At 69.3% G+C, this 20,974-nt stretch carries 21 protein-coding genes and 1 pseudogene; 8 read left to right on the top strand and 14 right to left on the bottom strand.

What is annotated here, in order from left to right; translation table 11 throughout:
- Positions 1–5: 5 nt before the first annotated feature.
- The 9 genes from EJO66_RS26070 to EJO66_RS26030 form a co-directional block, all read right to left on the bottom strand.
- The gene (locus EJO66_RS26070; RefSeq protein WP_125966562.1) at positions 6–1,253 is read right to left on the bottom strand and encodes an MFS transporter; all 1,248 of its coding nucleotides are present in this window, start codon (positions 1,251–1,253) and stop codon (positions 6–8) included.
- Between the two features lie 113 nt (positions 1,254–1,366).
- On the bottom strand, positions 1,367–2,344 hold the full coding sequence (locus tag EJO66_RS26065; RefSeq protein WP_125966561.1) for a Bug family tripartite tricarboxylate transporter substrate binding protein: 978 nt from the start codon (positions 2,342–2,344) through the stop codon (positions 1,367–1,369).
- 49 nt (positions 2,345–2,393) lie between these two features.
- Complete coding sequence (locus tag EJO66_RS26060) at positions 2,394–3,419, bottom strand: aromatic ring-hydroxylating dioxygenase subunit alpha (protein ID WP_125966560.1); 1,026 nt, start codon at positions 3,417–3,419, stop codon at positions 2,394–2,396.
- A gap of 88 nt (positions 3,420–3,507) precedes the next feature.
- On the bottom strand, positions 3,508–4,314 hold the full coding sequence (locus EJO66_RS26055; RefSeq protein ID WP_125966559.1) for a helix-turn-helix transcriptional regulator: 807 nt from the start codon (positions 4,312–4,314) through the stop codon (positions 3,508–3,510).
- Between the two features lie 69 nt (positions 4,315–4,383).
- A complete protein-coding gene (locus EJO66_RS26050) occupies positions 4,384–4,869 on the bottom strand; it encodes a DoxX family protein (protein WP_125966558.1) in 486 nt (161 codons plus the stop codon).
- A complete protein-coding gene (locus tag EJO66_RS26045; protein ID WP_125966557.1) occupies positions 4,866–5,654 on the bottom strand; it encodes an HvfC/BufC N-terminal domain-containing protein in 789 nt (262 codons plus the stop codon). Before EJO66_RS26045 ends, EJO66_RS26050 begins: the two co-directional genes overlap by 4 nt.
- On the bottom strand, positions 5,651–6,493 hold the full coding sequence (gene bufB / locus EJO66_RS26040; protein WP_125966556.1) for an MNIO family bufferin maturase: 843 nt from the start codon (positions 6,491–6,493) through the stop codon (positions 5,651–5,653). The genes EJO66_RS26045 and bufB overlap by 4 nt, the downstream gene beginning before the upstream one ends.
- A gap of 22 nt (positions 6,494–6,515) precedes the next feature.
- On the bottom strand, positions 6,516–6,803 hold the full coding sequence (locus tag EJO66_RS26035) for a BufA1 family periplasmic bufferin-type metallophore (RefSeq protein ID WP_125966555.1): 288 nt from the start codon (positions 6,801–6,803) through the stop codon (positions 6,516–6,518).
- 152 nt (positions 6,804–6,955) lie between these two features.
- Complete coding sequence (locus EJO66_RS26030; RefSeq protein WP_276311994.1) at positions 6,956–7,252, bottom strand: PQQ-dependent sugar dehydrogenase; 297 nt, start codon at positions 7,250–7,252, stop codon at positions 6,956–6,958.
- 56 nt (positions 7,253–7,308) lie between these two features.
- Here EJO66_RS26030 and EJO66_RS26025 point away from each other — a divergent pair, with 56 nt between their 5' ends.
- From EJO66_RS26025 to EJO66_RS26005, 5 genes are all read left to right on the top strand, one after another.
- Positions 7,309–7,668: a hypothetical protein gene (locus EJO66_RS26025; protein WP_164547913.1), complete on the top strand. Its 360-nt coding sequence runs from the start codon at positions 7,309–7,311 to the stop codon at positions 7,666–7,668.
- Positions 7,669–7,744: 76 nt separating this feature from the next.
- Positions 7,745–8,977 (top strand): TolC family protein, encoded by a 1,233-nt coding sequence (locus EJO66_RS26020; RefSeq protein ID WP_125966553.1) that lies wholly within the window; start codon positions 7,745–7,747, stop codon positions 8,975–8,977.
- Positions 8,974–10,473: an efflux RND transporter periplasmic adaptor subunit gene (locus EJO66_RS26015; protein ID WP_125966552.1), complete on the top strand. Its 1,500-nt coding sequence runs from the start codon at positions 8,974–8,976 to the stop codon at positions 10,471–10,473. Before EJO66_RS26020 ends, EJO66_RS26015 begins: the two co-directional genes overlap by 4 nt.
- Complete coding sequence (locus EJO66_RS26010) at positions 10,470–13,616, top strand: efflux RND transporter permease subunit (protein WP_125966551.1); 3,147 nt, start codon at positions 10,470–10,472, stop codon at positions 13,614–13,616. Before EJO66_RS26015 ends, EJO66_RS26010 begins: the two co-directional genes overlap by 4 nt.
- Positions 13,617–13,730: 114 nt before the next feature.
- Entirely contained in the window at positions 13,731–14,753 is a 1,023-nt protein-coding gene (locus EJO66_RS26005) for a tyrosine-type recombinase/integrase (RefSeq protein ID WP_124961012.1), read from the top strand.
- Positions 14,754–14,756: 3 nt separating this feature from the next.
- Here EJO66_RS26005 and EJO66_RS26000 read toward each other — a convergent pair whose 3' ends face one another.
- Positions 14,757–15,131, bottom strand: a complete 375-nt coding sequence (locus EJO66_RS26000) for a YbaN family protein (protein ID WP_124961013.1) — start codon at positions 15,129–15,131, stop codon at positions 14,757–14,759.
- 134 nt (positions 15,132–15,265) lie between these two features.
- Here EJO66_RS26000 and EJO66_RS25995 point away from each other — a divergent pair, with 134 nt between their 5' ends.
- Entirely contained in the window at positions 15,266–15,616 is a 351-nt protein-coding gene (locus EJO66_RS25995; RefSeq protein ID WP_124961014.1) for a hypothetical protein, read from the top strand.
- Positions 15,617–15,656: 40 nt separating this feature from the next.
- Here EJO66_RS25995 and EJO66_RS25990 read toward each other — a convergent pair whose 3' ends face one another.
- The 3 genes and pseudogenes from EJO66_RS25990 to EJO66_RS25980 form a co-directional block, all read right to left on the bottom strand.
- Entirely contained in the window at positions 15,657–16,238 is a 582-nt protein-coding gene (locus EJO66_RS25990; RefSeq protein WP_125966550.1) for an RNA polymerase sigma factor, read from the bottom strand.
- A complete protein-coding gene (locus tag EJO66_RS25985) occupies positions 16,235–16,450 on the bottom strand; it encodes a YgaP family membrane protein (RefSeq protein WP_125966549.1) in 216 nt (71 codons plus the stop codon). The genes EJO66_RS25990 and EJO66_RS25985 overlap by 4 nt, the downstream gene beginning before the upstream one ends.
- Positions 16,451–16,543: 93 nt before the next feature.
- A pseudogene (locus tag EJO66_RS25980) lies at positions 16,544–17,543 on the bottom strand (PDDEXK nuclease domain-containing protein).
- Between the two features lie 132 nt (positions 17,544–17,675).
- Between EJO66_RS25980 and EJO66_RS25975 the strand changes: the two are divergent.
- Positions 17,676–19,892 (top strand): TonB-dependent receptor, encoded by a 2,217-nt coding sequence (locus tag EJO66_RS25975; protein ID WP_125966548.1) that lies wholly within the window; start codon positions 17,676–17,678, stop codon positions 19,890–19,892.
- Between the two features lie 154 nt (positions 19,893–20,046).
- A complete protein-coding gene (locus EJO66_RS25970; RefSeq protein WP_125966607.1) occupies positions 20,047–20,490 on the top strand; it encodes a low affinity iron permease family protein in 444 nt (147 codons plus the stop codon).
- A 39-nt stretch (positions 20,491–20,529) separates the two neighbouring features.
- On the opposite strand, the gene EJO66_RS25965 is transcribed toward EJO66_RS25970, so the two are convergent.
- Complete coding sequence (locus EJO66_RS25965) at positions 20,530–20,964, bottom strand: universal stress protein (RefSeq protein WP_125966547.1); 435 nt, start codon at positions 20,962–20,964, stop codon at positions 20,530–20,532.
- Positions 20,965–20,974: the final 10 nt, after the last annotated feature.

Genomic DNA, 20,974 nt, shown 5'->3' with positions numbered 1-20,974 from the left:
CGGAGTCAGCCCGCCGGCTGCAGCCGCGGCGCTCTGCCGGCGGCGTCGGTCCGCGGGAACGTGAGCGCGATGGCCACGGCGCCGAGCCCCACGGCCATCGAGCCGATGTACATCCAGGCATAGCTGCCGTGGCGGTCGAACAGCCAGCCGCCGAGCACCGGGCCGAGCGCCATGCCCAGGCTCGACAGCATCGACGCCGCGCCCAGCACCGTGCCGAGGATGCGGGGGCCGAAGTAGTCCCGCGCCAGCACCGCATAGAGCGGCATCACGCCGCCATAGGCCAGGCCGAAGACGATGGCCACGGCATAGAAGCCGCCGAGCTGGTTCACCAGCAGGTAGCTCGCGGCGGCAAAGGCCTGGATCAGCAGGCCGGCCACGAGCACCCGCTTGGCGCCCAGCCGGTCCGCCAGCACGCCGAAGAGCAGGCGCCCGCCGAGGCCCGCCGCCCCTTCCATGCTGTAGATGGTGACGGCCGCAAAAGTCGGCAGGCCGCAGCCGATGGCATAGCTGACCGTGTGGAAGATCGGCCCCGAATGCGCCGCGCAGCAGGCGAAGAACGTGATCCCGAGCACGAGGAAGGCCCGCGAGCGCAGCGCCTGGCCGACCTTCATGTCCGGTGCCGGGGCCGCGCCTCCTGCCGCAGCGGCCGCGTGAGCGGCGCCCGGGGCCGCGCGAATGAGCCAGACCGCCGGCAGCAGCACGATCCACGCGCCGATGCCGATGATCAGCTGGGCCGTGCGCCAGTCGTGATTCGTCACCAGCCATGCGGCCAGCGGCGAGATGGTCATGGGCGCCACGCCCATGCCCGCCGACACCAGCGACACGGCCAGGCTGCGGTGCCTGTCGAACCATGACGCGGTGGTGGCGATCACCGGCGCGAAGAAGCTGCCGGCGGCAATGCCCATCATCACGCCGTAGAAGAGCTGGAACTCGAGCAAGGTCGATGCGCGGCTGGCCAGCACCGTCGAGAGCCCGAGCAGCACCGTGCCCGCGAGCACCACCACGCGCGGGCCGTAGCGGTCGCTCAAGGCGCCCCAGCCGAAGCCGGCCACGCCCATGCTCAGGAAGGCCAGCGTCATGGCGCTGGAAATGCCCGCGCGCGACCAGCCGCTGGCCGCGCTCATGGGCTCCAGGAAAACGGCCAGCGAAAACAGCACGCCGATGGCCACGCAGGTCATCAGCGCGCCGGCGGCCACGAGGGACCAGTTGGAGTCGAGCGCGTCGGCCGGACGCGCGGAGGCAGGGATGTTCATCGTCTTGTTCCCGGAGAAGGTTGAAAATAGTGAACCAATTGGTTGACTATAACGACATTTCTCTTTTTGCACAGGGGTCAGCCATGCTTCGGAACCGGCCGGCACTGCGGCGGCTACTGCGCCTCGATGCCGAACTCCCGCATGCGCCGGGTGATCACGTCGAAGTCGCGCCGGTAGTTCGCGCTGAACTGCTCGGGCGTGGTGTTGAGCATCTCCAGCCCGCGCTCCGCCATCCGCGCCTGGACCTCGGGCATGGCGGCGGCGTTGCGCAGCGCCACCGTCAGCCGCTCGACCACCGCGGGCGGCGTCCTGGCGGGCGCGACGAACGCGATCCATACCGCCGCCTCGAACAGCGGATCGTCGAAGCCCAGTTCGCGCATCGTGGGCACCTGCGGCAGCACGGCCGAGCGCTCGCGCCCCATGATCGCGAGCGGAACGACCTTGCCCGCCTGCACATGCTGGCGCGCCAGGCCCGCCGACGTGAGGCCGACGCTCACGGTGTGGCTCAGCAGGTCGGCCATCACGGGCGCTTCGCCGCGCTGCGGCACGTGCACCATGTGCGCATCGAGCTTGCGGTTGAGCGCCTCGCCCGCCAGGTGGCCGAGGCCGCCCGGTCCCCAGGTGCCGTAGCTGAGCTGCTGGCCCGGCCGGGCCGCGAGCTTGCGGAAGCTCTCCATGTCCTTCACGCCGAGTTCGAGGTTGGCCGACAGGATGGCCGGGCTGCGCACGACCTGCGTCAGGAAGACGAAGTCGCGCTGCGGGTCGTAGGGCAGCGTCTTGTAGAGCGCGACGTTGTTGATGAGCGAATCGCCGAGCGTGACGGCGATCGTGTAGCCGTCGGGCGCGGCGCGTGCCACTTCGCCCAGGCCCACCGCGCCGTTCGCGCCGGCACGGTTGTCGACCACGAAGGGCTGGCCCAGCGCCTTCGCGACGTGCTCGCCGATCAGGCGCGCGACGAAGTCGTTGGCGCCGCCGGCCTGGGCCGTGACGACGATGCGGATCGGCTTGCCCGGGAAGTTGCCTTGCGCGAGCCCCGCGAGCGGCAGTGCGGCGAGCATGGCGAAGCCGAGGGTGAGAAAGTGGCGGCGCATCGGGGTCTCCTGGAGTTGTTCTGGACGGGGGGGCGCTTGGCGCACGGCGTCAGGCGGCCTGCGAGGCGCGCTGTTCGCGCTCGACCTCTTCCTGCAGCAGCCGCCGGTACTGGACCAGCGCGGCGTCCATCGCGAGCGGCAGCATGCGCGCTTCGGGATCGATGTTCAGGTACTGCGCGGTGATCATTTCGCGGTCTTCCTCGAACGCGGTGACCAGGCCGCGGTAGATGGTTTCGGTGACCGCGGGGTCCGCAACGCTGCTTCGGTGCGATTGCTGGAAGAAGTAGTGCGTGGTCGTTGCCGTCTCGGGCGTGAGCGCCTGGCAGCTGTGCAGCTGCACGCTGGCGCGCTGCTCGCCCCCGGCCTGCCCCACCGGCGCGCCGCCCGACTTCATCAGCAAGGTGCCGGGCAGGAGGAAGTCGTAGATGAAGTAGCGGTCGACGTTGCGGTCGAAACTCTGGAACGACTTCCAGAACGCCGACGGAGGCACGTCGGGCACGTGCCGCGTCACGCGGATGCCGCGCGGCACCTTCTCGATCCGGGGCACGGCCTGGGCGATCGCCGTCGACCCGCCCAGCGTGCCCTCGTGCACATAGCTCAGGTGCGAGAAGTCCAGCAGGTTGTCGCAGACCAGCAGATAGGGCGTGTCGTAGTGGACATAGCCGGGCTTGTAGCGCCAGTCGGGGTGGTCGCACGAGAAGTTGTCCGGCAGCAGCGCGCGGTCCGCGCGCGACGGATCGCCCATCCAGACGAAGATCCACTTGTTGTGCGCGACCACCGGATAGGTCCGCACGCGCGCCTTCACGGGAATGCTGGCCAGCCCGGGTGCCTCCACGCAGATGCCATCGGCCGCGAACTTGAGTCCGTGGTAGCCGCAGCGCACGCAGTCGCCTTCCCTGCGCCCGCGCGACAGCGGCGCATGCCGGTGGCAGCAGCGGTCCTGCATCGCAACCAGCTCGCCGCCTTCGGTTCTATAGACCAGGATCGGCTCGTCGAGCACCGTGCGCGTGAACAGCGCGTGGTCGGAAATTTCGTGATCCCACGCAATGACGTACCAGCAGTTTCGAACCCACATGCCTGTCTCCAAGAGTCCAGGCAATGTAGGAATTCGCGCGGCGTTCGTCTGTCCCTGCAGGAGGGTACAAAACCCTCGGGGTGAACCCCTAGTGGATAAAGCGCGCGAGCTGCTGCCGCCCGTGGATCGCGAGCTTCAGGTAGGCGCGCTTGCGCAGCGTCGTCACGCTCGACGCGGCGATGCCCAGGTCCGCGGCGATGCCGTCGGCGCCGATCCCGCAGGCGATGCGCGCGCAGACCTCGCGCTCGCGCGGCGACAGTTGCGGCGCCGTGCGCTGCAGCGTGCGCTCGATGCCCGCCACGCGCAACGGCGTATCGGGCGATGCGAGCTGCGCAAAGAGCGCATTGCGGTGCGCGCGCTTCAGCAGGGGCGCCAGGCCGAGCAGTTGCGCGACATCCGCCTGCGCAAACTGGCCGTTCTGCCGGTTGCGGTACAGGTTGATCGCAAAGATCGTGCGCGGCACGGGCGAGTAGAGAAAGCTCAGCCGCCCCGTCAATTGCCGGCCGACGAAGATCTGCTCGCGCCATGCCGGGTCGGGGATGTCCGCCGCGTCGTACAGCAAGGCGGTGACGGGTGCCTGGCCCAGCGCCTCCCCGCCCATGCGCGCGGCCAGGCGGGTCATGTCGTCGGCCTGTCGGAACCGCTTCTTGTAGAGGGAAAAGCACTCCGCCGTGATGTTGTCGCGCCGGCCGGCCGAATGCCCTTCCACCTGCGACGGAACACCGTCGATGTATTCCACGAGCGAGATGTATTCGACCGGCACCACGTGGTTGATGAAGTCGAGCATGTGGAGCGCGGGCGCCTGCTCATTGCCTGCATCGAGCAGGTGCGCGACGGCGCCGGCGTCCAGCAGCTGGCCCGCAGGCGGCGTGTCGAGAAACCAGGTGGAAGGCATCGCGGCCCAATATAGGCAAGCCGCGCCCGATTTAACAGGGTGGAAGCCCGCGGGCCGGGAGCTGGCCTGTCAGCGAATGCCCAGCGCGTGGTCGAGCGACAGGCGGCCCGCGCCGCGTCCCGCCAGGTACAGCAGCAGCGCGGCCCACGAGAGGTGCGTCGGCCATGCGTCGGGGTAGACGAACACCTGGATCACCAGCGTCATGCCCAGCAGGGCCAGCGCCGACAGGCGCGTGAACAGGCCCAGCACCAGCAGCAGCGGGAACAGGTGCTCCGAGTAGGCCGCCAGGTGCGCGGCGATCTCGGGCGGCACGAACGGCAATCTGTATTCGGTGCGGAACAGCTCGTACGCGCTGTCGGTCAGGGTGAGAAAGCCCTCGACCTTGGTGCGGCCCGAATAGAAGAAGATGGCCGCCACGGCCACGCGCGTGGCCAGTGCCAGTGCGTCGTGGGCCACCAGGCGCGTGAGGCGCTCGGCCACGGCGTTCCAGTGCGCACGAAGGCCGCGGCGGTTGCCGACTTCGATCGATGCGGAAGCCTGGGGGGTGGTGCTCATGGTGCTCTTTCGTTGGATGCCGGCAAAGCCGAAGTGCCGGCGAATGCACCGGCGCGCAGCAAGGCGGCGAACATGGCCGAGATGTCTGCCGCCGGGTCGGCCGCCAGCGCGCACTCCGCGGCCTCGGCAAGGCTTGCGCCGCTGGCGCAGGCGTCGAGGAAGGCGCAGCCGGCCTGGGTGATCTCGTGCCAGTTCACCGTGTCGCCGGGCCGCGTCAGCAAGGCGCCCTCGCCTCGCCAGGCCAGTTCGTCGCCAGCCGCGCCCGGCCGGCGATGGCGCTCCCAGATGCTGTAGACCGGTTGCTCGTCGAACCAGGTCCAGCGGGCCGCCGGGTGCGGCGCGAGGGCCAGGGCCGCCATCTGTTCCGGCGTGCGGCGGGCGATCCATGCGGCGTCGGCGGCCGGTGCGTCCTGCGCGGCATGGGCTTCGCGCCAGAGCGTGTCGAGCTGCGCCACGGCGGGCAGGTAGACGAGCTCGGCAGCCGGCTCGAAGCCGCGCAGGAAATCGGGGAAGCCGCCGCCGTAGTGCAGCAGGCGCCCGTCGCTCGGCGGATCGGCCGCCACATAGAGTGCGGCGGCGGCGCGAAACCACTCCTCGCCCACCAGCTGCGCAACGGTCGGGAAGTTGGCCTGCAGCGCATCGATGCAGGCCTTCATCACGGTGTTGCGGTACACCGCGAAGGCGGGCTGCATGGCGAGCGCCCGCACCGCGGGGTGCGCAGCCTCCGGCGCAGCGAACAGCGCCTGCGCAAAGGCCTGCTGGAACTGATCGGGCGGTGCGTTCATGCCACGGCCTCCTGCGCCGCGCGCTGCAGCGCGGCCGCGGCCTGTTCCTGCTCGGCCATGAGTTCCCCGAAGGCCGGCACGTTGCCGTCGCGCTCGATCAGCGTGGGCCGGGCACCGGCGCGATCGACGAAGCGCCGGTACAGCTGCCACACCTCCGGCGCGATGGGCGCATCATGCGAATCGATCAGCAGGGCACCGCCGAGCGCAGGGTCGGCGCTGTGGCCCGCGAGATGGATCTCGCCGACCAGCGCCTGCGGAAACCGGTCGATCCATTGCGCGGCCGAGAAACCCAGGTTGCATGCGGACACGTACACGTTGTTGATGTCGAGCAGCAGCCTGCAGCCGGTGCGGCGCGACAGTTCGGCAAGAAAATCGATCTCGTCCCATTCATGCCCGTCGATGTGCAGGTAGTGGGACGGGTTCTCGATGGCAATCGCCGTGCCCAGCGCGTCCTGCGTGCGCGCGATGTTGTCGGCGATGCGCTGCAGCGCGCCGGTGCTGCGCGGAAAGGGAAGCAGGTCCGGAAAGTACTGGCCGTTCCATGTGGACCAGGCCAGGTGCTCGGAGATCAGCGCGGGCTGGATGCGCCGGACGAGCGCCGCCAGCCGCTGAAGATGCGCCGCATCGGGCTGCGCCTCCCCTGCGAGCGAAAGCGAGACGCCATGCAGCGACACCGGATGGCGCGCGCGGATTGCTTCGAGCCATCCGATGCGCGGGCCGCCCGCCACCATGTAGTTCTCGGGGTGCACCTCGAACCACAGGCCCTCGGCACGCGCGCCGAACGCGGCCTCGTAGTGCTCCGGCTTGAGGCCGAGGCCGGCCGCGAGGATGTCGGACATGGCAGCGTGCGCAGTGCCGCGATCAGGACTTGATCGGCGTCAGCGAACCCATGCCCTTGGGCGTCTTGATGGTGGCGCAGGTGCCGGCCGGAACGTTCTTCCAGGCGTTGCCCTGGTAGTCGACCTTGGAGGTGCCCGCGCAGGTGGTGCCGGGGCCGGCGGCGCAGTCGTTCTTGCCGGCCATCGAGACGCCGTAGCACTTTTCCATGGCGGCCATCTTGTCGGCCATCGGTTTGTCCTGCGCCATGGCAGAGCCCGCGGCAAGGGCGCCCAGTGCAAGAGCGGTGATCGCGAAAGAACGGTTGATCATGGATGAACTCCAAAAGATTGATTGAGAAATTGCAACCGCGCCCCAATGCGCAGTCAATTGCTAGTTCGCGGCGTGCGTGGCGGGGGTTACAGGGCCCTGCCCGATTCGGCAGATTCTTTTGCCGAGCGAACGAGGATCGAGAACGCCGCCAACTACAGCATCGAGTCCGCCCGCGCCACGCGCACGATGCGCGCTCCCAGTTCGGCGAACAGGGCTTCGTGCCGAACCACGCGCGGAGTGTTGTCCTCGCCCGCCAGTTCGAAGCGCCATACGGCCTTGCCGGCCAATGCGCCGACGAAGACGTTTCCCTTCCATGCGGGAAACTGATCGCCGGTGTAGAGAATGAGATTGCTCGGTGCGATCTTCGGCGCTTTCCGGAAGGCCAGCGGAGCTTCCATGCCTCGCTTCGATTGCCAGTCGAACCGGTACTCACTTTGGGTTGCCGGCAATGTCGCTGGCGATACACTGGCGCCCTATGAGCGGCTATCGTTTCCCCCGACGTTGCATGACCGCGTTTCTCGTGGTCCTGTCGCTGCTGTTCTCGCAGCTGGCGCTGGCAGGCTACGTCTGTCCCGGGGCAGCGGACGCGGCGTCGACGGCCGGGATCGCGATGGCGCCGGGCGAGCCCTGCGAGGGCATGGACAGCGCCCAGCCCGTGCTGTGCCACCAGCATGCCGCCGACATGTCGCTGTCGTTCGAACCGGTGAAGGCCGCCACGCCTTCGCTGCCTGCCATCGTGCAGGTGCTGGCCGTGCCGCTGGTGCCGGCAGCGCTTGCCGAGCCGCTTCCGCGCCAGGCGCTGCCCGAGCGGCAGCATCCGCCGCCCGATCCCGTTTTTCTTGCGACCCTCAGACTTCGCGTCTGACCCCTCCGTCGACTGACCGGTGCTGGTGCGGCGCGTCCGCTCGCCAGCGATTGCCTCGTTCGTCCGCGGAGTTGTCATGTCCATTTTCTTTTCCCGCGCAACCGCCTTGGCTGTTGTGCTGCTGCCGTGCCTTGCGACGGCCGCCCCCCTGTCCCTCGACACTGCGCTCGAGTTGGCTGCACGGCGCTCCGAGACTGCACGCGCTGCCCGCGCCGGCGTGCTGAGCGCCACGCAAGCGGCGCAGGCCGCGGCCCAGCTTCCCGATCCCGTGCTGCGCGTCGGCATCGACAACCTGCCCGCGACCGGGCCGGACCGCTTCCACACCGCGCGCGAATCGATGACGATGAAGCGCATCGGCATCAGCCAGGAATGGCTGTCCGCCGACAAGCGTGCGGCACGCCAGGCCGCTGCCGATGCGGCGGTCGGCCGCGAAAGGGTGCAGGCGCAAGTGGCCGCGGCCCAGGTCCGCCTGCAGACCGCGCTCGCGTACCTGGACGCCTTCTACGCCGGCGAAACCCTGAAGCTCGCCGCACTCGCGGAACACCACGCCCGCGAAGAGCTGGAAGCCTCGCGCGCGCGCCTGTCGTCGGCCGCCGGCAGCAGCCAGGAGATGCTGGCGATGGCGGGTGCAAGAGGCGCCGCGCAGGACGGTGCGGCGGACATCCGTCAGCAGCAGAACGCCGCGCGCGTGGCACTCGAACGCTGGGTGGGTGTGCCGCCCGACGGGCTGATGCCCGTCGGCGAGCTTCCCTTGCCCGCTGAAGAGGCCTATGTGGCCGGACACGCCACGGTGGCCGCGCTGCAGCGCGACGTCGACGTGGCCCGGCAGGCGGCGGCAGTCACCGCCTCCAACCGCAAGCCCAACTGGACCTGGGAGCTCGCCTATGGCCAGCGCAGCGGCTATTCCGACATGGTGTCGGTGGGCGTGAGCATTCCGCTGCCCGTGGCGCCTGGCGAACGGCAGGACCGCGACGCCGCCGCCAGGCTGGCGCTGGTCGAGAAAGCCGAAGCCGATCTGGCCGAGGCCACCCGCGCAGCCGGCGCCGAATACCGCACACTCGCGAGCGATGCCGAGCGCCTGCAGCAGCGCATCGAGCGCTATCGCGCCAGCGTCGTCGTTCCTGCCGGCCAGAGGACGGCCGCGGCGACGGCGGCCTACCGCTCCAACCAGGCGAGCCTCGCCGCGCTGTTCGAGGCGCGGCACGCGGAGCTCGAGGCGCAGCGCAAGCTGCTGGCGCTGCAGCGCGATCTCGCCCGGACCCGAATCCAACTGGCCTTCCGGCCGCTCACTGCCGAGGTGGCGCCATGAACCGAAAACTCACCGTGGGCGTATCGCTGCTGGCCGCCCTGCTGCTCGCCGCCGGCGCCTTCTACCTGGGCCGCAAGACGGGCCAGACTGTAGATACATCGATGGCCGCGGCTGCCACGCCCGATGGCCGCAAGGTCCTCTACTGGCATGACCCGATGGTGCCCGGCCCGCGCTTCGACAAGCCCGGCAAGTCGCCGTTCATGGACATGCAACTGGTGCCCGTGTATGCCGACAGCGCCACCGCCAGCGAGGCGGGCGTGAAGATCAGCCCCGCGGCGCAGCAGAACCTCGGCATCCGGTATGCGAAGGTGCGGCGCACCGACGCATCGACGTCGTTCGAAGCCATCGGGTCCGTGCAGTTCGACGAACGGCGCAACGCCGCGGTGCAGACCCGCGTGGCCGGCTACGTCGAGCGCCTGTCGGTTCGCGCACCGATGGAGCGCGTGCGCAAGGGCCAGGCCCTGGCCACCATCTTCGCGCCCGACTGGCTCGGGCCGCAGAACGAATGGCTCGCGCTCAGGCGCGCGGGCGCTTCGTCCGATCTCGTCGAGGCGGCGCGCGACCGCATGCGGGCCCTGTCGATTCCCGCTGAACTCATCCGGCGCAGCGAGGAGACCGGCACGGCGCAGGCGCGCTACGTGCTCGCCGCGCCGGTCGATGGCGTGGTGGCCGAGCTGGGCGTGCGCGAAGGCGTCGCAGTGACGCCCGGCATGACGCTGTTCCGCATCGCTGGCCTGCAGAAGGTCTGGGCGGTGGCCGAGATTCCGGAGGCGCAGGCGGTTCGCCTCGCGCGTGGGCAGAAGACCAAGGCCGTTCTGCAGGCCGATGCATCGCAGTCGTTCGACGGTGCACTCGACGAAATCCTGCCCGAGATCAGCACCGCCACCCGCACCCTGAAGGTCCGCTTCGAGGTCGACAACACGAAGGGGAAGCTCACGCCCGGCATGCTGCTGCGGCTGCAGGTGGCCGGGCCCGCGGGCAGCCGGCTGGTGGTGACTTCGGAGGCCGTGATCCGCACCGGCCGGCGCGCCGTCGTCATCGTGCGCAAGGCCGACGGCGCCTTCGAGCCGCGCGACGTATCGACGGGCGCGGACCTGGGCGACGACACCGAGGTCGTCTCGGGCCTGGCCGAGGGCGAGCAGGTGGTGGCCAGCGGCCAGTTCCTGATCGACTCGGAAGCGCGGCTGCGCTCGGTGCTCGGCAACATGGCGGCACCTGCGGCCACACCGGCCGCAAGCGCCTCGGCAACGGCCGTGGTGACTCACCAGGCCGAAGGCAAGGTCGAGAGCGTGGCGCCCGACGGCATCACCATTTCGCACGGGCCGGTCGCGACGCTCCAGTGGCCCGCCATGACGATGGGCTTTGCCAAGGCCACGCCCAGCGCATTCCCCGAAATCAAGCCGGGCGACCCGGTGCGTTTCGAGTTCAGGGAGGGCGGCCCGATGGGCTATGAGCTGGTCTCCATCCAGCGGCTGCAACCGGGCGCCAGGAAATGATCGCCGCCCTGATCCGCTGGTCGGTCGGCAACCGCTTCCTGGTGCTGATCGCGACCCTGTTCCTGGTGGCCGCGGGAGGATGGTCGGTGGCGCGCATGCCGCTCGACGCCCTGCCCGATCTCTCGGACACGCAGGTCATCATCCGTACGCCCTACCCCGGCAAGGCGCCCCAGGTGGTCGAGGACCTGGTCACCTACCCGCTGACCACCACCATGCTCAGCGTGCCCGGCGCCAGGACCGTGCGCGGCTATTCGTTCTTCGGCGACTCGTTCGTCTATGTGCTGTTCGACGACAAGACCGATCCGTACTGGGCGCGCTCGCGCGTGGTGGAGTACCTCAACCAGGTGCAGGCCAGGCTTCCCGAGGGCGCGAGTGCCTCGCTCGGCCCCGACGCGACGGGCGTGGGCTGGATCTACGAGTACGCGCTGGTCGACCGCACGGGCATGCGCGACATCGGGCAGCTGCGCGCGCTCAACGACTGGTTCCTCAAGTTCGAGCTCAAGACCGTGCCCGACGTGGCCGAGGTGGCCAGCATCGGCGGCATGGTGCGGCAGTACCAGGTGGTGCTCGACCCCGACCGCATGCGCGCGCTGGGCATCACGCAGCCGGCGGTGGTGGAGGCCCTGCAGAAGGCCAACCAGGCCTCCGGCGGCTCGGTGGTGGAATTCGCCGAGGCGGAGTACATGGTGCGCTCGCGCGGCTACCTGCGCTCGCTGGACGATTTCCGGACCATCCCACTCGCGGTGGCGGGCGCCACGCCGGTGCTGCTGCGCGACGTGGCGACCGTGCAGATCGGCCCCGAGATGCGCCGCGGCATCGCCGAACTGGACGGCGAAGGCGAAGTGGCCGGCGGCGTGGTCGTCATGCGCTCGGGCAAGAACGCGCGTTCGACCATCGAGGCCGTCAAGGCGAAGCTCGAGGCGCTCAAGCCGGGCCTGCCGCCGGGCGTGGAGATCGTGCCCACCTACGACCGGTCGCTGCTGATCGACCGCGCGGTGGCGAACCTGCGCTCCAAGCTCATCGAGGAGTTCGTCGTGGTGGCGCTGGTCTGTGCGGTGTTCCTGTTCCACCTGCGCTCGGCGCTGGTGGCGGTGGTGGCGCTGCCCATCGGCGTGCTGGCCGCGTTCATCGTCATGCACTGGCAGGGGGTCAACGCCAACATCATGTCGCTGGGCGGTATCGCGATCGCCATCGGTGCGATGGTGGACGGGGCGATCGTCATGGTGGAGAACGTGCACAAGCACATCGAGGCCTTCGAGGCCGCGCAGGGACGGCAGCCCGCGGTGGCCGAGCGCTGGCAGCTGGTGGTCGATGCCTCCGTGGAGGTGGGGCCGGCGCTGTTCTTCTCGCTGCTGGTGATCACGCTGTCCTTCGTGCCGGTGTTCTCGCTCGAGGCGCAGGAGGGCCGGCTGTTCTCGCCGCTGGCCTTCACCAAGACCTACGCCATGGCGGCCGCGGCGGGCCTGTCGGTCACGCTGATTCCGGTGCTCATGGGCTACCTGATCCGCGGGCGCATTCCGCATGAAGCCGCCAACCCGGTGAACCGCTTTCTCATGGCGGCCTACCGTCCCGCGCTGGAGCTGGTGCTGCGCTTCCCCAAGGGAACGCTGGCGATGGCTGCTGCGCTGCTGGCCCTCACCGCGGTGCCGATGATGCGGCTCGGCGGCGAGTTCATGCCGCCGCTGGACGAAGGCGACCTGCTCTACATGCCGTCCGCGCTGCCCGGGCTTTCGGTGTCGAAGGCGTCGCAGCTGCTGCAGCTGACCGACCGGCTGATCAAGACCGTGCCCGAGGTCGAGCGCGTGTTCGGCAAGGCCGGCCGTGCGGACACGGCCACCGATCCGGCACCGCTCGAGATGTTCGAGACCACCATCCAGTTCAAGCCCCGGGCGCAATGGCGCGCGGGCATGACGACCGGAAGGCTGGTCGAGGAACTGGATCGCGCCGTCAAGGTGCCGGGCCTCACCAACGTCTGGGTGCCGCCGATCCGCAACCGCATCGACATGCTGGCCACGGGCATCAAGAGTCCCGTCGGCATCAAGGTGGCGGGCACGGACCTGGCCACCATCGACGCGCTGGCCTCGCAGATCGAGGCGGCGGTCAGGGGCGTTCCCGGCGTGTCGTCCGCGCTGGCCGAGCGGCTCGCCGGCGGGCGCTACATCGATGTCGACGTCGACCGGCTCGCGGCGGCGCGCCATGGGCTCTCGGTGGCGGACGTGCAGGCCGTGGTGTCCACGGCCATCGGCGGCGACAACGTGGGCGAAGTCGTTCAGGGACGCGAGCGCTATCCGATCAACGTGCGCTATCCGCGCGAGGTCCGCGACTCGCTCGAGCGCCTGCGGCAGCTGCCCTTCGTCACGGCCAGGGGCGCGCAACTGCTGCTGGGCGATGTCGCAACGATCCGCATCGAAGACGGCCCGCCGATGCTGCGCAGCGAGAACGCGCGGCTGTCGGGCTGGGTGTATGTGGACGTGCGCGGCCGCGACCTGCGCTCCGTCGTCACCGACATGCAGGCGGCCGTCGGCCGCGCCGTCAAGATGCCGGCCGGCTACGCCGTGTCATGGTCCGGCCAGTTCGAATACCTGGAGCGCGCAACCGAGCGGCTGAAGCTGGTCGTCCCGGCGACGCTGGCGGTCATCTTCGTGCTGCTCTACCTGCTGTTCAGGTCGTTCGGCGATGCGGCGCTGGTGATGGCGGCCGTGCCGTTCTCGCTGGTCGGCGGCTTCTGGCTCGTCTGGGCCATGGGTCACTCGATCTCCGTCGCCACGGCAGTGGGCTTCATTGCGCTGGCCGGCGTGGCGGCCGAGTTCGGCGTGGTGATGCTGGTCTACCTGAAGAACGCGCTGGCGCGGCGCCTCGAGGCCGGAGAACCGATGAACGACCAGACCCTGCGCGCCGCGATCCGCGAAGGCGCCGTGCTGCGCGTGCGGCCCAAGGCCATGACCGTGGCCGTCGTGATGGCGGGCCTGCTGCCCATCCTCCTTGGCAGCGGCACCGGTTCGGAGGTGATGACGCGCATCGCCGCGCCCATGGTGGGCGGCATGGTCACGGCGCCACTCTTGAGCATGCTGGTGGTTCCGGCTGCGTGGTATTTGCTGCGCCGGCGAAGGGGTGGTGCGGAGCCCGACAAGCAAATACACTAACGGCAACCGATTCGATGGACCAACGCCACCCGCCTCCCGCCTCCCGCCTCCGCCGCACTACGCAACCCAACTTGCCCGGTCGCAAATCAACCGCCGGCCGTTAGTGTATTTTCTATGCCATCCCTTCCCCTCTTCTCCGAACCCTCCGGCGAATCGCATCAGGCGGCGTTTGCCAGCTGGCTGGCCGCGCAGCAGGAAAACGGCGCCTTGCGGCAACCCTCTTCCATCGCGGTCTATCGGGACATGTGGGGCAGTTTCACGGCCTGGTGCCTGGGCCAGTCGCCCGCGGTGACGCTGGCCTCGCTGGACAAGGGCGACCTGTCGGCGTTCCAGCAGGCGCGCTTCGGCATGAAAAGCGACGACCTGTCGCTGTCGCCGCGCTATGCGCTGCGCCTGCTCCGGCTGATCGACCGGGTGCTGCGCCACCACGCAAAGACCCACGACACCCCGGTCAACACCGCCGCCGCGGACTGGATCGCGACCCAGCCGGAGATTCGTTACGCGGATTCGGCGCGGGCCGATCCGCTGCCGGAATTCCTCTCGGTCTCCGAGGCCCGGCACCTCATCGTCTTTCTCTCGAGTGCCCGGCCGCGCCCCGGCACGACGGGCGACAGGCATGCCCAGGCCGCGCTGAGCTGGCAGGCGCTGCGCAACCGCACGGCCGTTGCCCTGCAGCTGGGCGCTGGGCTCACGCCAGGAGACGTCCGCCTGCTGCGGCTCGATGCGCCGACATCGCAGATGGCCGGCCGGCGCGAGCGGCCCTGGAAGGTCGCGGTGCCGGGCAACGGCAATTCGCCGGCGCGCGAGGCACCGGTCGCTCCCTGGGCCGGCGAGCTGCTGCAGCACTGGCTCAAGATACGCGCCGAGACGCTGATCGCGGGCGAGTTCCTGTTCCCGGCCACGCGCACCGGCAAGCCCTGGAGCAAGGAAGCCCAGTACGTTGCCGCCAAGCAGGTGCTCCAGGATGCGGGCATCGAGGCCGCCGGCGGCGGCTCCTTCCTGCTGCGCCACACCTTTGCGCTGCGCCAGTTGCGCAGGGGCGCCACGCTCGATCAGGTGGCGCGCTGGCTCGGCGTGGAGCCCGAGGCGATGGGCAAGTACCAGCGCGTGCTCACCGGTCCGGCCGAGGTCGTCTGACGATCAGCTTTCGGGCCGGCTCCACAGCCAGATCGCGACGGCCGCCATGAGCACCGGCGCGCCGATCTTCACGGCGACGGGTGCGGCGGTGGCCAGCAGCACGGCCGAGCTCAGCGCCATCATGGCCGTTGCGGCCCACTTCGCGCGGCGGGGCACCGCTCCGCGTTGGCGCCACTGTCGGATGTACTCGCCATAGCGGGGATGCTCGAGCAGCCAGTGTTCGAGCGCGGGCCAGCCGCGCCCGGCCGCCCAGGCGGCCGCGAGCAGGAACGGCACCGTCGGCAGGACAGGAAGAAAGGCGCCGATCAGGCCGAGGGCGACGCACACCAGCGCCAGCACGCGCCAGAGCAGTCTCGCGACGGGGCCGGCGGGCCTCATGAAGCAAGGCGCCCTTCGGGGCGATCCGCCGGAAGTTGCGAAAGAGGCATCAGCGCATCCTAAGCCAAGGCCTGTTCGAGAGCCGTCGACGGTCATGCGTGATCTGAACCCCGTTCTCCGACAAAATCGGGGGCATGAAGGAGATCGACAACCTGTTCGGCAAGGAGCCCGGCGCGCTGGAAGATTGGCGCGGCAGCGTGGCGGATGCCATGGCAAGGCGCGATGTGCAGGTCGACGAAGCCGTCGCCGCGCTTCGCTGCGCAGCCGGTACTGCCGCCGCCAGCGTCGCCGCATTGAGGCATGCCGTGAGTCCGGAGGCTTCGCACAGGCCGGCACGCCTGGCCGCCGCCACGATGGCGCAGCCGGCCGGATTCACCACCCTTGCCGAGCAGCTGCACGACATTGCGTTCCAGCTGCGCGAGCTCGAGTCCTCGGTGCGCAGCCTGCTGGCGCGGACGCGCAAGGACGGCGTGGCGGACAAGTGAAGAAGAAGCCCGCGCCGAACGCCTTGCAGCAGTGCCGGCCTCAGCGCCCGATGGTCCTCACCTCGCGCGGATCCGATCCGGATTCGCCATCCCGATCCCAGTAGCCGCCGCTCATCAGGCTCTCGCGCACCATCGCGCGGGCGCGATGCAGCCGGCTCTTCACGGCCTGCACGCTCAGGCCCAGGCTTGCGGCGACCTCGGGGGCGGTCAGTTCCTCGACATCGCGCAGGATCAGCGCGACGCGATAGGCCTCCGGCAGCGCGGCAATCGCCCGCGTGAGATCGAGGCGCAAGTCCGCGGGAATATGCGGCGCAGCCAGCTCCTCTGCCAATGGCGCCGAAAGGGGCGCCTTGGCGGCACTGCGCCTGAAGATCCGGTAGCACTCGCGCTCGACGATGCGGAACAGCCAGGTGGCAAAGGCCGCCACGGTGCCGAGCGTGCCGATCTTGCGGTGCAGCTGCCACAGCGCCACCTGCACCGCATCCTCGGCGTCCTCGCTGTTCGAACAGGTGCGGCGCGCGAATCGCCTGAGGTCGGGCTGGCAGGCGCGCAGCAATTGCGACAGCGCCCGCTCGTCCCCGGCGCAGGCGGCTTCGATCAGCGCAGCGGACGCGCCGATCATCGGGCCTGGCCCGCGGCCTTCCGGCCGAGCATCGCGCAGGCGGGACAGAACCCGACGATGGCCGTGGCCGCGAGCATTCCCGCCACGGCGAGGCCCAGCATGCGAAGCGTCCCGGCCGGCAAAAGGTAGAAAGCGCCGAGGGCGGCGAAGACGCCGAGGCACAGCCGAACTGCGCGCTCCCAGGACGGGACGTTGCGTTTGAGATGAAACATGTTGCGGGCTCCGGTGAATGTTGACCCCTGCATGGAGGCCGCTTCAGGGCCAAAAGGATTCGGCGCCGAAAAAGAATTCCGCAGGACTTTTTTCTATGGCCCTGCCGTGCCCCCCGCCAGGTCCTTGCCGCGGAAGGTGCCGCGCGTCTCCAGCATGCGCCGCGTCTTCTCCAGTTCGCTCTGCAGCAGCTCGGCGTCCGGCAGCACGGTGCGGTAGTTCGCGGCCATGATCTTGCTGGGCAGCCCCTCGAGCGCATGGCGCGCCAGCGCCTGGCCCTTGTCGGCGCAAAGGATCGGGCCGACCTGCGGGTTCCCGTCGGGCAGGGTCCAGTGCTCCCTGGCGTAGTTGCAGTACATGTGCATCTGCCCCACGTCCGCGTGCGTCAGCCCGCCAAGCTTCAGGTCGATGATGACGAGGCAGCGCAGGCGCCGGTGAAAGAACAGCAGGTCCACGCGGTACCAGGTCTGGTCGATGCGCAGTCTTCGCTGCCGCCCGACGAAGCTGAAGTCGCCGCCGAGTTCGAGCAGGAAGTCTTCCAGCCGATGGATCACGGCCTTGCTCCTCGAGAGCGCGGTGCGCTCGTAGATCTGGCTGCCGATCTGGCGGTCGAGCTGGCGCACGCTCCATCCGCCGCGCAGCGCCCCGGCTTCATAGAACCGGCGTGCGTTGCCGTCCTTGACCGACAGCAGGCGAACGTAGGCGGACCAGGGCAGCGTGAACATCCGCGCCAGGTCTTCCAACGGCCATGCTCCGGCAGCGTCGGCAGGATCGGCGCCGGCGAGCCATGGCGCATCGGGCGGCGGCAGTGCAGGAGATTCGCCAGACACTGTCTGGCGAACCGGCTCGTCAGGTCGAGCGAGAGGCGCTCGATCAGCTGCTCGCCGTAGCCCGCGCGCCGCCGGCCCTTTTGCTCGGCCTCGACGATCCGGCGCCCGATCTCCCGGTAGCTCGCCGTCATCCACGCATTGACGCTGCGCGCGGCGGCCCGCCGCGCGGCATCGCGCAGCTCGACGATGCCCCCCGGAAATCGGCGTACCCGCCGAACGGGCCGGCGGCCCTTGCCTTGCCGGGCGGAGGAATGGCTTTGCTCATGGCTTGATGTGGTGCGCTGCATATCCTAACTGCAGGCATTCGCAACCCTTCCCCCTCGATCCTCAGGGAGCATCTTGACTTTGATGATACGAATATAAATACTTCTCATTATCATCAATGGACAAAATGCTTATGGTCGATCATTTGTACGGACGCCAGCGCGGCGTGAAATCGAAGTTGGCAGTCGCCGCGCAGGCGGCGTTCGCGGCCGGCGCGGCGTGGTGCGCAGGCGCCGCGCTGGCGCAGACGGCGGATGCAAGGCCGGCGAACGAGCCTGCTGCGGCCGCAACAGCGACGCTGCCGCTGGTCACGGCCACCGAGCAGAGCGATTCGATCGATGCGCCGCCACCCGCGATCCGCGGAGGCCAGGTGGGCCGCGGCGCACGCATGGGCATCCTCGGCAACGCCTCCGTCATGGAAACGCCCTTCAGCGTGACCAGCTATACCGCCCAGACGATCGAGAACGACCAGGCGCGCTCGGTGGCCGACGTCCTGTCGGCGGACCCGTCCGTGCGCATGGGCAGCGCGCGATCCAACCTCAACGAAGACATCACGATCCGCGGGTTCAGCGTCCCGAGCAGCGACTTTGCGCTGAACGGCGTGTTCGGCGTGACGCCCTACTGGCGCGCGCCGCTGGAGGCGGTGGAGCGGGTCGAGATCATCAAGGGCCCGTCCGCGTCCCTGTTCGGGATGACGCCCGGCGGCAGCGTGGGCGGCGTCGTCAACCTCGTGCCCAAGCGCGCGGAAAGCGAGCCGATCACGCGCTTCACCGGCAGTGCCTCGTCCGACTCGGTGTTCGGCGGCCATGTCGACATCGGCCGGCGCTTCGGGCCGGACGGATCGTTCGGTGTGCGCATCAACGCGATGCAGCGCGAAGGCGACACGGCCATCAAGGGACAGTCCACGCGCGAAAGCCTGGGCGCCGTTGCGCTGGACTACCGAGGCCGCGCATTGCGCGCTTCGCTGGACCTGCTGGCGCAGAAGGAGCGCATCGACAACGTCGTGCGCCAATTCCAGGCGGGCCCGACGCTCGCCGCCGTGCCGCGCGCGCCAGACAACCGCTATCCCTATCCGGGCCTGGGCTGGTCCGACGGGCGCAACGGCTCGGCGGTGCTCAAGGCCGAGTACGACCTGAGCGACAGCCTCACGGCCTACGCCAGCTACGGCCAGCGCAAGCTGAACTGGGGCGCGGTCGCATCCAATCCGGTCATCATGGACACCGCCGGCAACTACTCATTCTTCGGCGGCTGGCAACGCATGTCCGTCGAGAGCAAGTCGCTGGACGCGGGCCTGCGCGGCAGGTTCTCGACCGGTCCCGTGAAGCATGAGGTCGCGTTGAACTTCTCGCGCCTCGAGCAGGAACAGACGCTGGGCTTCTACACGGGCTACCCGGGCGGCAGTTCCAACCTGTATGCCGGATTGCTGTTGCCGACGCCGTCCACGGCCGGCATCGGCAACCCGCTGCGCCCGTACCTCGACACCAAGCTGACCAGCCTGGCGCTGGCGGACACGCTGTCGTTCATGGACGACCGGTTGCGCGTGACCCTGGGCCTGCGCCGCCAGCAGGTGGCCGGGCAGGACTACGACTTTTCCACCGGCCAGGCGAGCGGCGCCTACTACGACGAGAGCGCCACCACGCCGGTGGCCGGTGTGGTCTACAAGCTCCAGCCCAACGTCTCGCTCTATGCGAGCTACATCGAGGGCCTGTCGCGCGGGGAGGTCGCACCGATCAGCGCTGCGATCAGCAACCCGGGCGCGGTCATGCCGCCGTACAAGTCCAAGCAGAAGGAGATCGGCGTCAAGTTCGACCTCGACGGCGGCATGGTGGCGGCCGTCAGCCTGTTCGAGCTGACCAAGCCCAGCGCCGGCCTCTCGGGTTCGACCTTCGGCGTCTTCGGCGAGCAGCGCAACCGGGGCGTCGAAGCCACCCTGGCCGGCGAGCTGGTGCGTGGCGTGCGCGTTCTGGGCGGCGTCACCTACATGGACGGCGTCATCACCAAGGCGGCCACGAGCGCCTTGGAAGGCAAGAAGGCGATCGGCGTGCCGGACTGGCAACTGAACCTGGGCGCGGAATGGGACATGCCGTTCCTTCCCGGACTGACGCTGACGGGCCGCATGATCCACACCGGCAAGACCGCCGTCGATCCTGCCAACACCCTGCACATCCCGGGCTGGAACCGCTTCGATGCCGGCGCGCGCTACGCGACGCGGCTCGGCGGCAAGCCCGTCACCTTCCGCATGAACGTGGAGAACCTGTTCGACAAGGACTACTGGGGCACGTCGACGGCCGGCTACCTGTTCGTCGGCTCGCCGCGCACGGTGAGCCTCTCGGCCAGCATCGACTTCTGAGACCCGGCCGGCGCCTGCGCGCCTGCCCTACTTGCCGAAGGGCGCGGCGGGCACACCACCCGCCGCCGTCTCACAAGCGCAAGGGAAAAATTCAAACCCCTTCTATCGACGATGGATGACGCCCTGCAATTCCCGACGCAGCACCCTGCGCGACATGGACAAGTTCTTCGCATCCTTCGCCAATGCCACGGCGCACGCTGCCGGAAGTCCAATTGCATTTCTGATCTGCGTCGCGCTGGTCATCGCCTGGGCGGTGTCGGGGCCCTTCTTCCAGTTCTCGGAGAACTGGCAGCTGGCCATCAACACCGGCACCACCATCGTCACCTTCCTGATGGTGTTCCTGATCCAGAACACGCAAAACCGCGATGGCGCGGCGCTTCAGACCAAGCTCGACGAGCTGATCCGGTCATCGAACGCCGGCGACGAGTTCATGGGCATCGAGAAGCTCACGGACAAGGAACTGGCCGAGCTGCACGAGAAATGCGAAGCGGCCGCCAGGAGGAGCCATGCGGCGCTCGACCGGACGCGCAACGAGCGCGCGCGCCGCGGCCACCAGGGTGCAACCCCGGAAGCTGCGCAAACGGAAAGCAACGCATGAAGTCGTGACGGCGGCGCCCCGCGCCTGTGCCGCCGCGCCTCAGGAGCCGATGACCTGCAGGTCGCCGCTCGCGCCGAGCAGCTGGCGCACCTGCTGCGCGAGCGAGCCGAAGATCCGCCCCGCGAGGCCGGGCTCGCTGCGGCCGAGGACGATGCGGTCGCAGCCGAAATCGCGGGCCGCCGAAACGATGCTCTCGGCACTGCGCCCGATCACCACGGTGCTGGTGCAGGACACGCCGGCCAGCGCGAGCAGGTTCCGCGCAAGCTGCAGCTCCTCGGCGCCCGCGCTGTGCTGGAGCTCGCGCAGCTCGTGCGGGTCGAAGAACATCGCGACGTGGCCGGAAACCGCGGGTTGCACCCGCAAGAGCCGCACAGCCACCGGCTCCTGCCGGCAGATGCGCACGACCTGCTCGATGGCCGAGCGCATGCGGGCCGGCTCGGTCGGGTCGATGGGGACCAGAATGCGCCGTCTCACGCCGACACCC

Origin of the sequence: Variovorax beijingensis, assembly GCF_003951285.1 — a bacterium.
Lineage (GTDB): Bacteria > Pseudomonadota > Gammaproteobacteria > Burkholderiales > Burkholderiaceae_C > Variovorax > Variovorax beijingensis.
Note: the sequence above shows the minus strand (reverse complement) of the source record. Positions and strands in the feature narration are given on the sequence as shown.

Bases quoted from the DNA above. Each gene is read 5' to 3' on its own strand.
- EJO66_RS26060 (WP_125966560.1), bottom strand. From the start codon at position 3,419: ATGTGGGTTCGAAACTGCTGGTACGTCATTGCGTGGGATCACGAAATT.
- EJO66_RS26045 (WP_125966557.1), bottom strand. From the start codon at position 5,654: ATGAACGCACCGCCCGATCAGTTCCAGCAGGCCTTTGCGCAGGCGCTG.
- EJO66_RS26055 (WP_125966559.1), bottom strand. From the start codon at position 4,314: ATGCCTTCCACCTGGTTTCTCGACACGCCGCCTGCGGGCCAGCTGCTG.
- EJO66_RS26005 (WP_124961012.1), top strand. From the start codon at position 13,731: ATGCCATCCCTTCCCCTCTTCTCCGAACCCTCCGGCGAATCGCATCAG.
- EJO66_RS25970 (WP_125966607.1), top strand. From the start codon at position 20,047: ATGGACAAGTTCTTCGCATCCTTCGCCAATGCCACGGCGCACGCTGCC.
- EJO66_RS26070 (WP_125966562.1), bottom strand. From the start codon at position 1,253: ATGAACATCCCTGCCTCCGCGCGTCCGGCCGACGCGCTCGACTCCAAC.
- EJO66_RS26010 (WP_125966551.1), top strand. From the start codon at position 10,470: ATGATCGCCGCCCTGATCCGCTGGTCGGTCGGCAACCGCTTCCTGGTG.
- EJO66_RS26000 (WP_124961013.1), bottom strand. From the start codon at position 15,131: ATGAGGCCCGCCGGCCCCGTCGCGAGACTGCTCTGGCGCGTGCTGGCG.
- EJO66_RS26050 (WP_125966558.1), bottom strand. From the start codon at position 4,869: ATGAGCACCACCCCCCAGGCTTCCGCATCGATCGAAGTCGGCAACCGC.
- EJO66_RS25975 (WP_125966548.1), top strand. From the start codon at position 17,676: ATGGTCGATCATTTGTACGGACGCCAGCGCGGCGTGAAATCGAAGTTG.
- EJO66_RS26015 (WP_125966552.1), top strand. From the start codon at position 8,974: ATGAACCGAAAACTCACCGTGGGCGTATCGCTGCTGGCCGCCCTGCTG.
- EJO66_RS26035 (WP_125966555.1), bottom strand. From the start codon at position 6,803: ATGATCAACCGTTCTTTCGCGATCACCGCTCTTGCACTGGGCGCCCTT.
- EJO66_RS26020 (WP_125966553.1), top strand. From the start codon at position 7,745: ATGTCCATTTTCTTTTCCCGCGCAACCGCCTTGGCTGTTGTGCTGCTG.
- EJO66_RS25985 (WP_125966549.1), bottom strand. From the start codon at position 16,450: ATGTTTCATCTCAAACGCAACGTCCCGTCCTGGGAGCGCGCAGTTCGG.
- EJO66_RS25990 (WP_125966550.1), bottom strand. From the start codon at position 16,238: ATGATCGGCGCGTCCGCTGCGCTGATCGAAGCCGCCTGCGCCGGGGAC.
- EJO66_RS25995 (WP_124961014.1), top strand. From the start codon at position 15,266: ATGAAGGAGATCGACAACCTGTTCGGCAAGGAGCCCGGCGCGCTGGAA.
- bufB (WP_125966556.1), bottom strand. From the start codon at position 6,493: ATGTCCGACATCCTCGCGGCCGGCCTCGGCCTCAAGCCGGAGCACTAC.
- EJO66_RS26065 (WP_125966561.1), bottom strand. From the start codon at position 2,344: ATGCGCCGCCACTTTCTCACCCTCGGCTTCGCCATGCTCGCCGCACTG.
- EJO66_RS26025 (WP_164547913.1), top strand. From the start codon at position 7,309: ATGACCGCGTTTCTCGTGGTCCTGTCGCTGCTGTTCTCGCAGCTGGCG.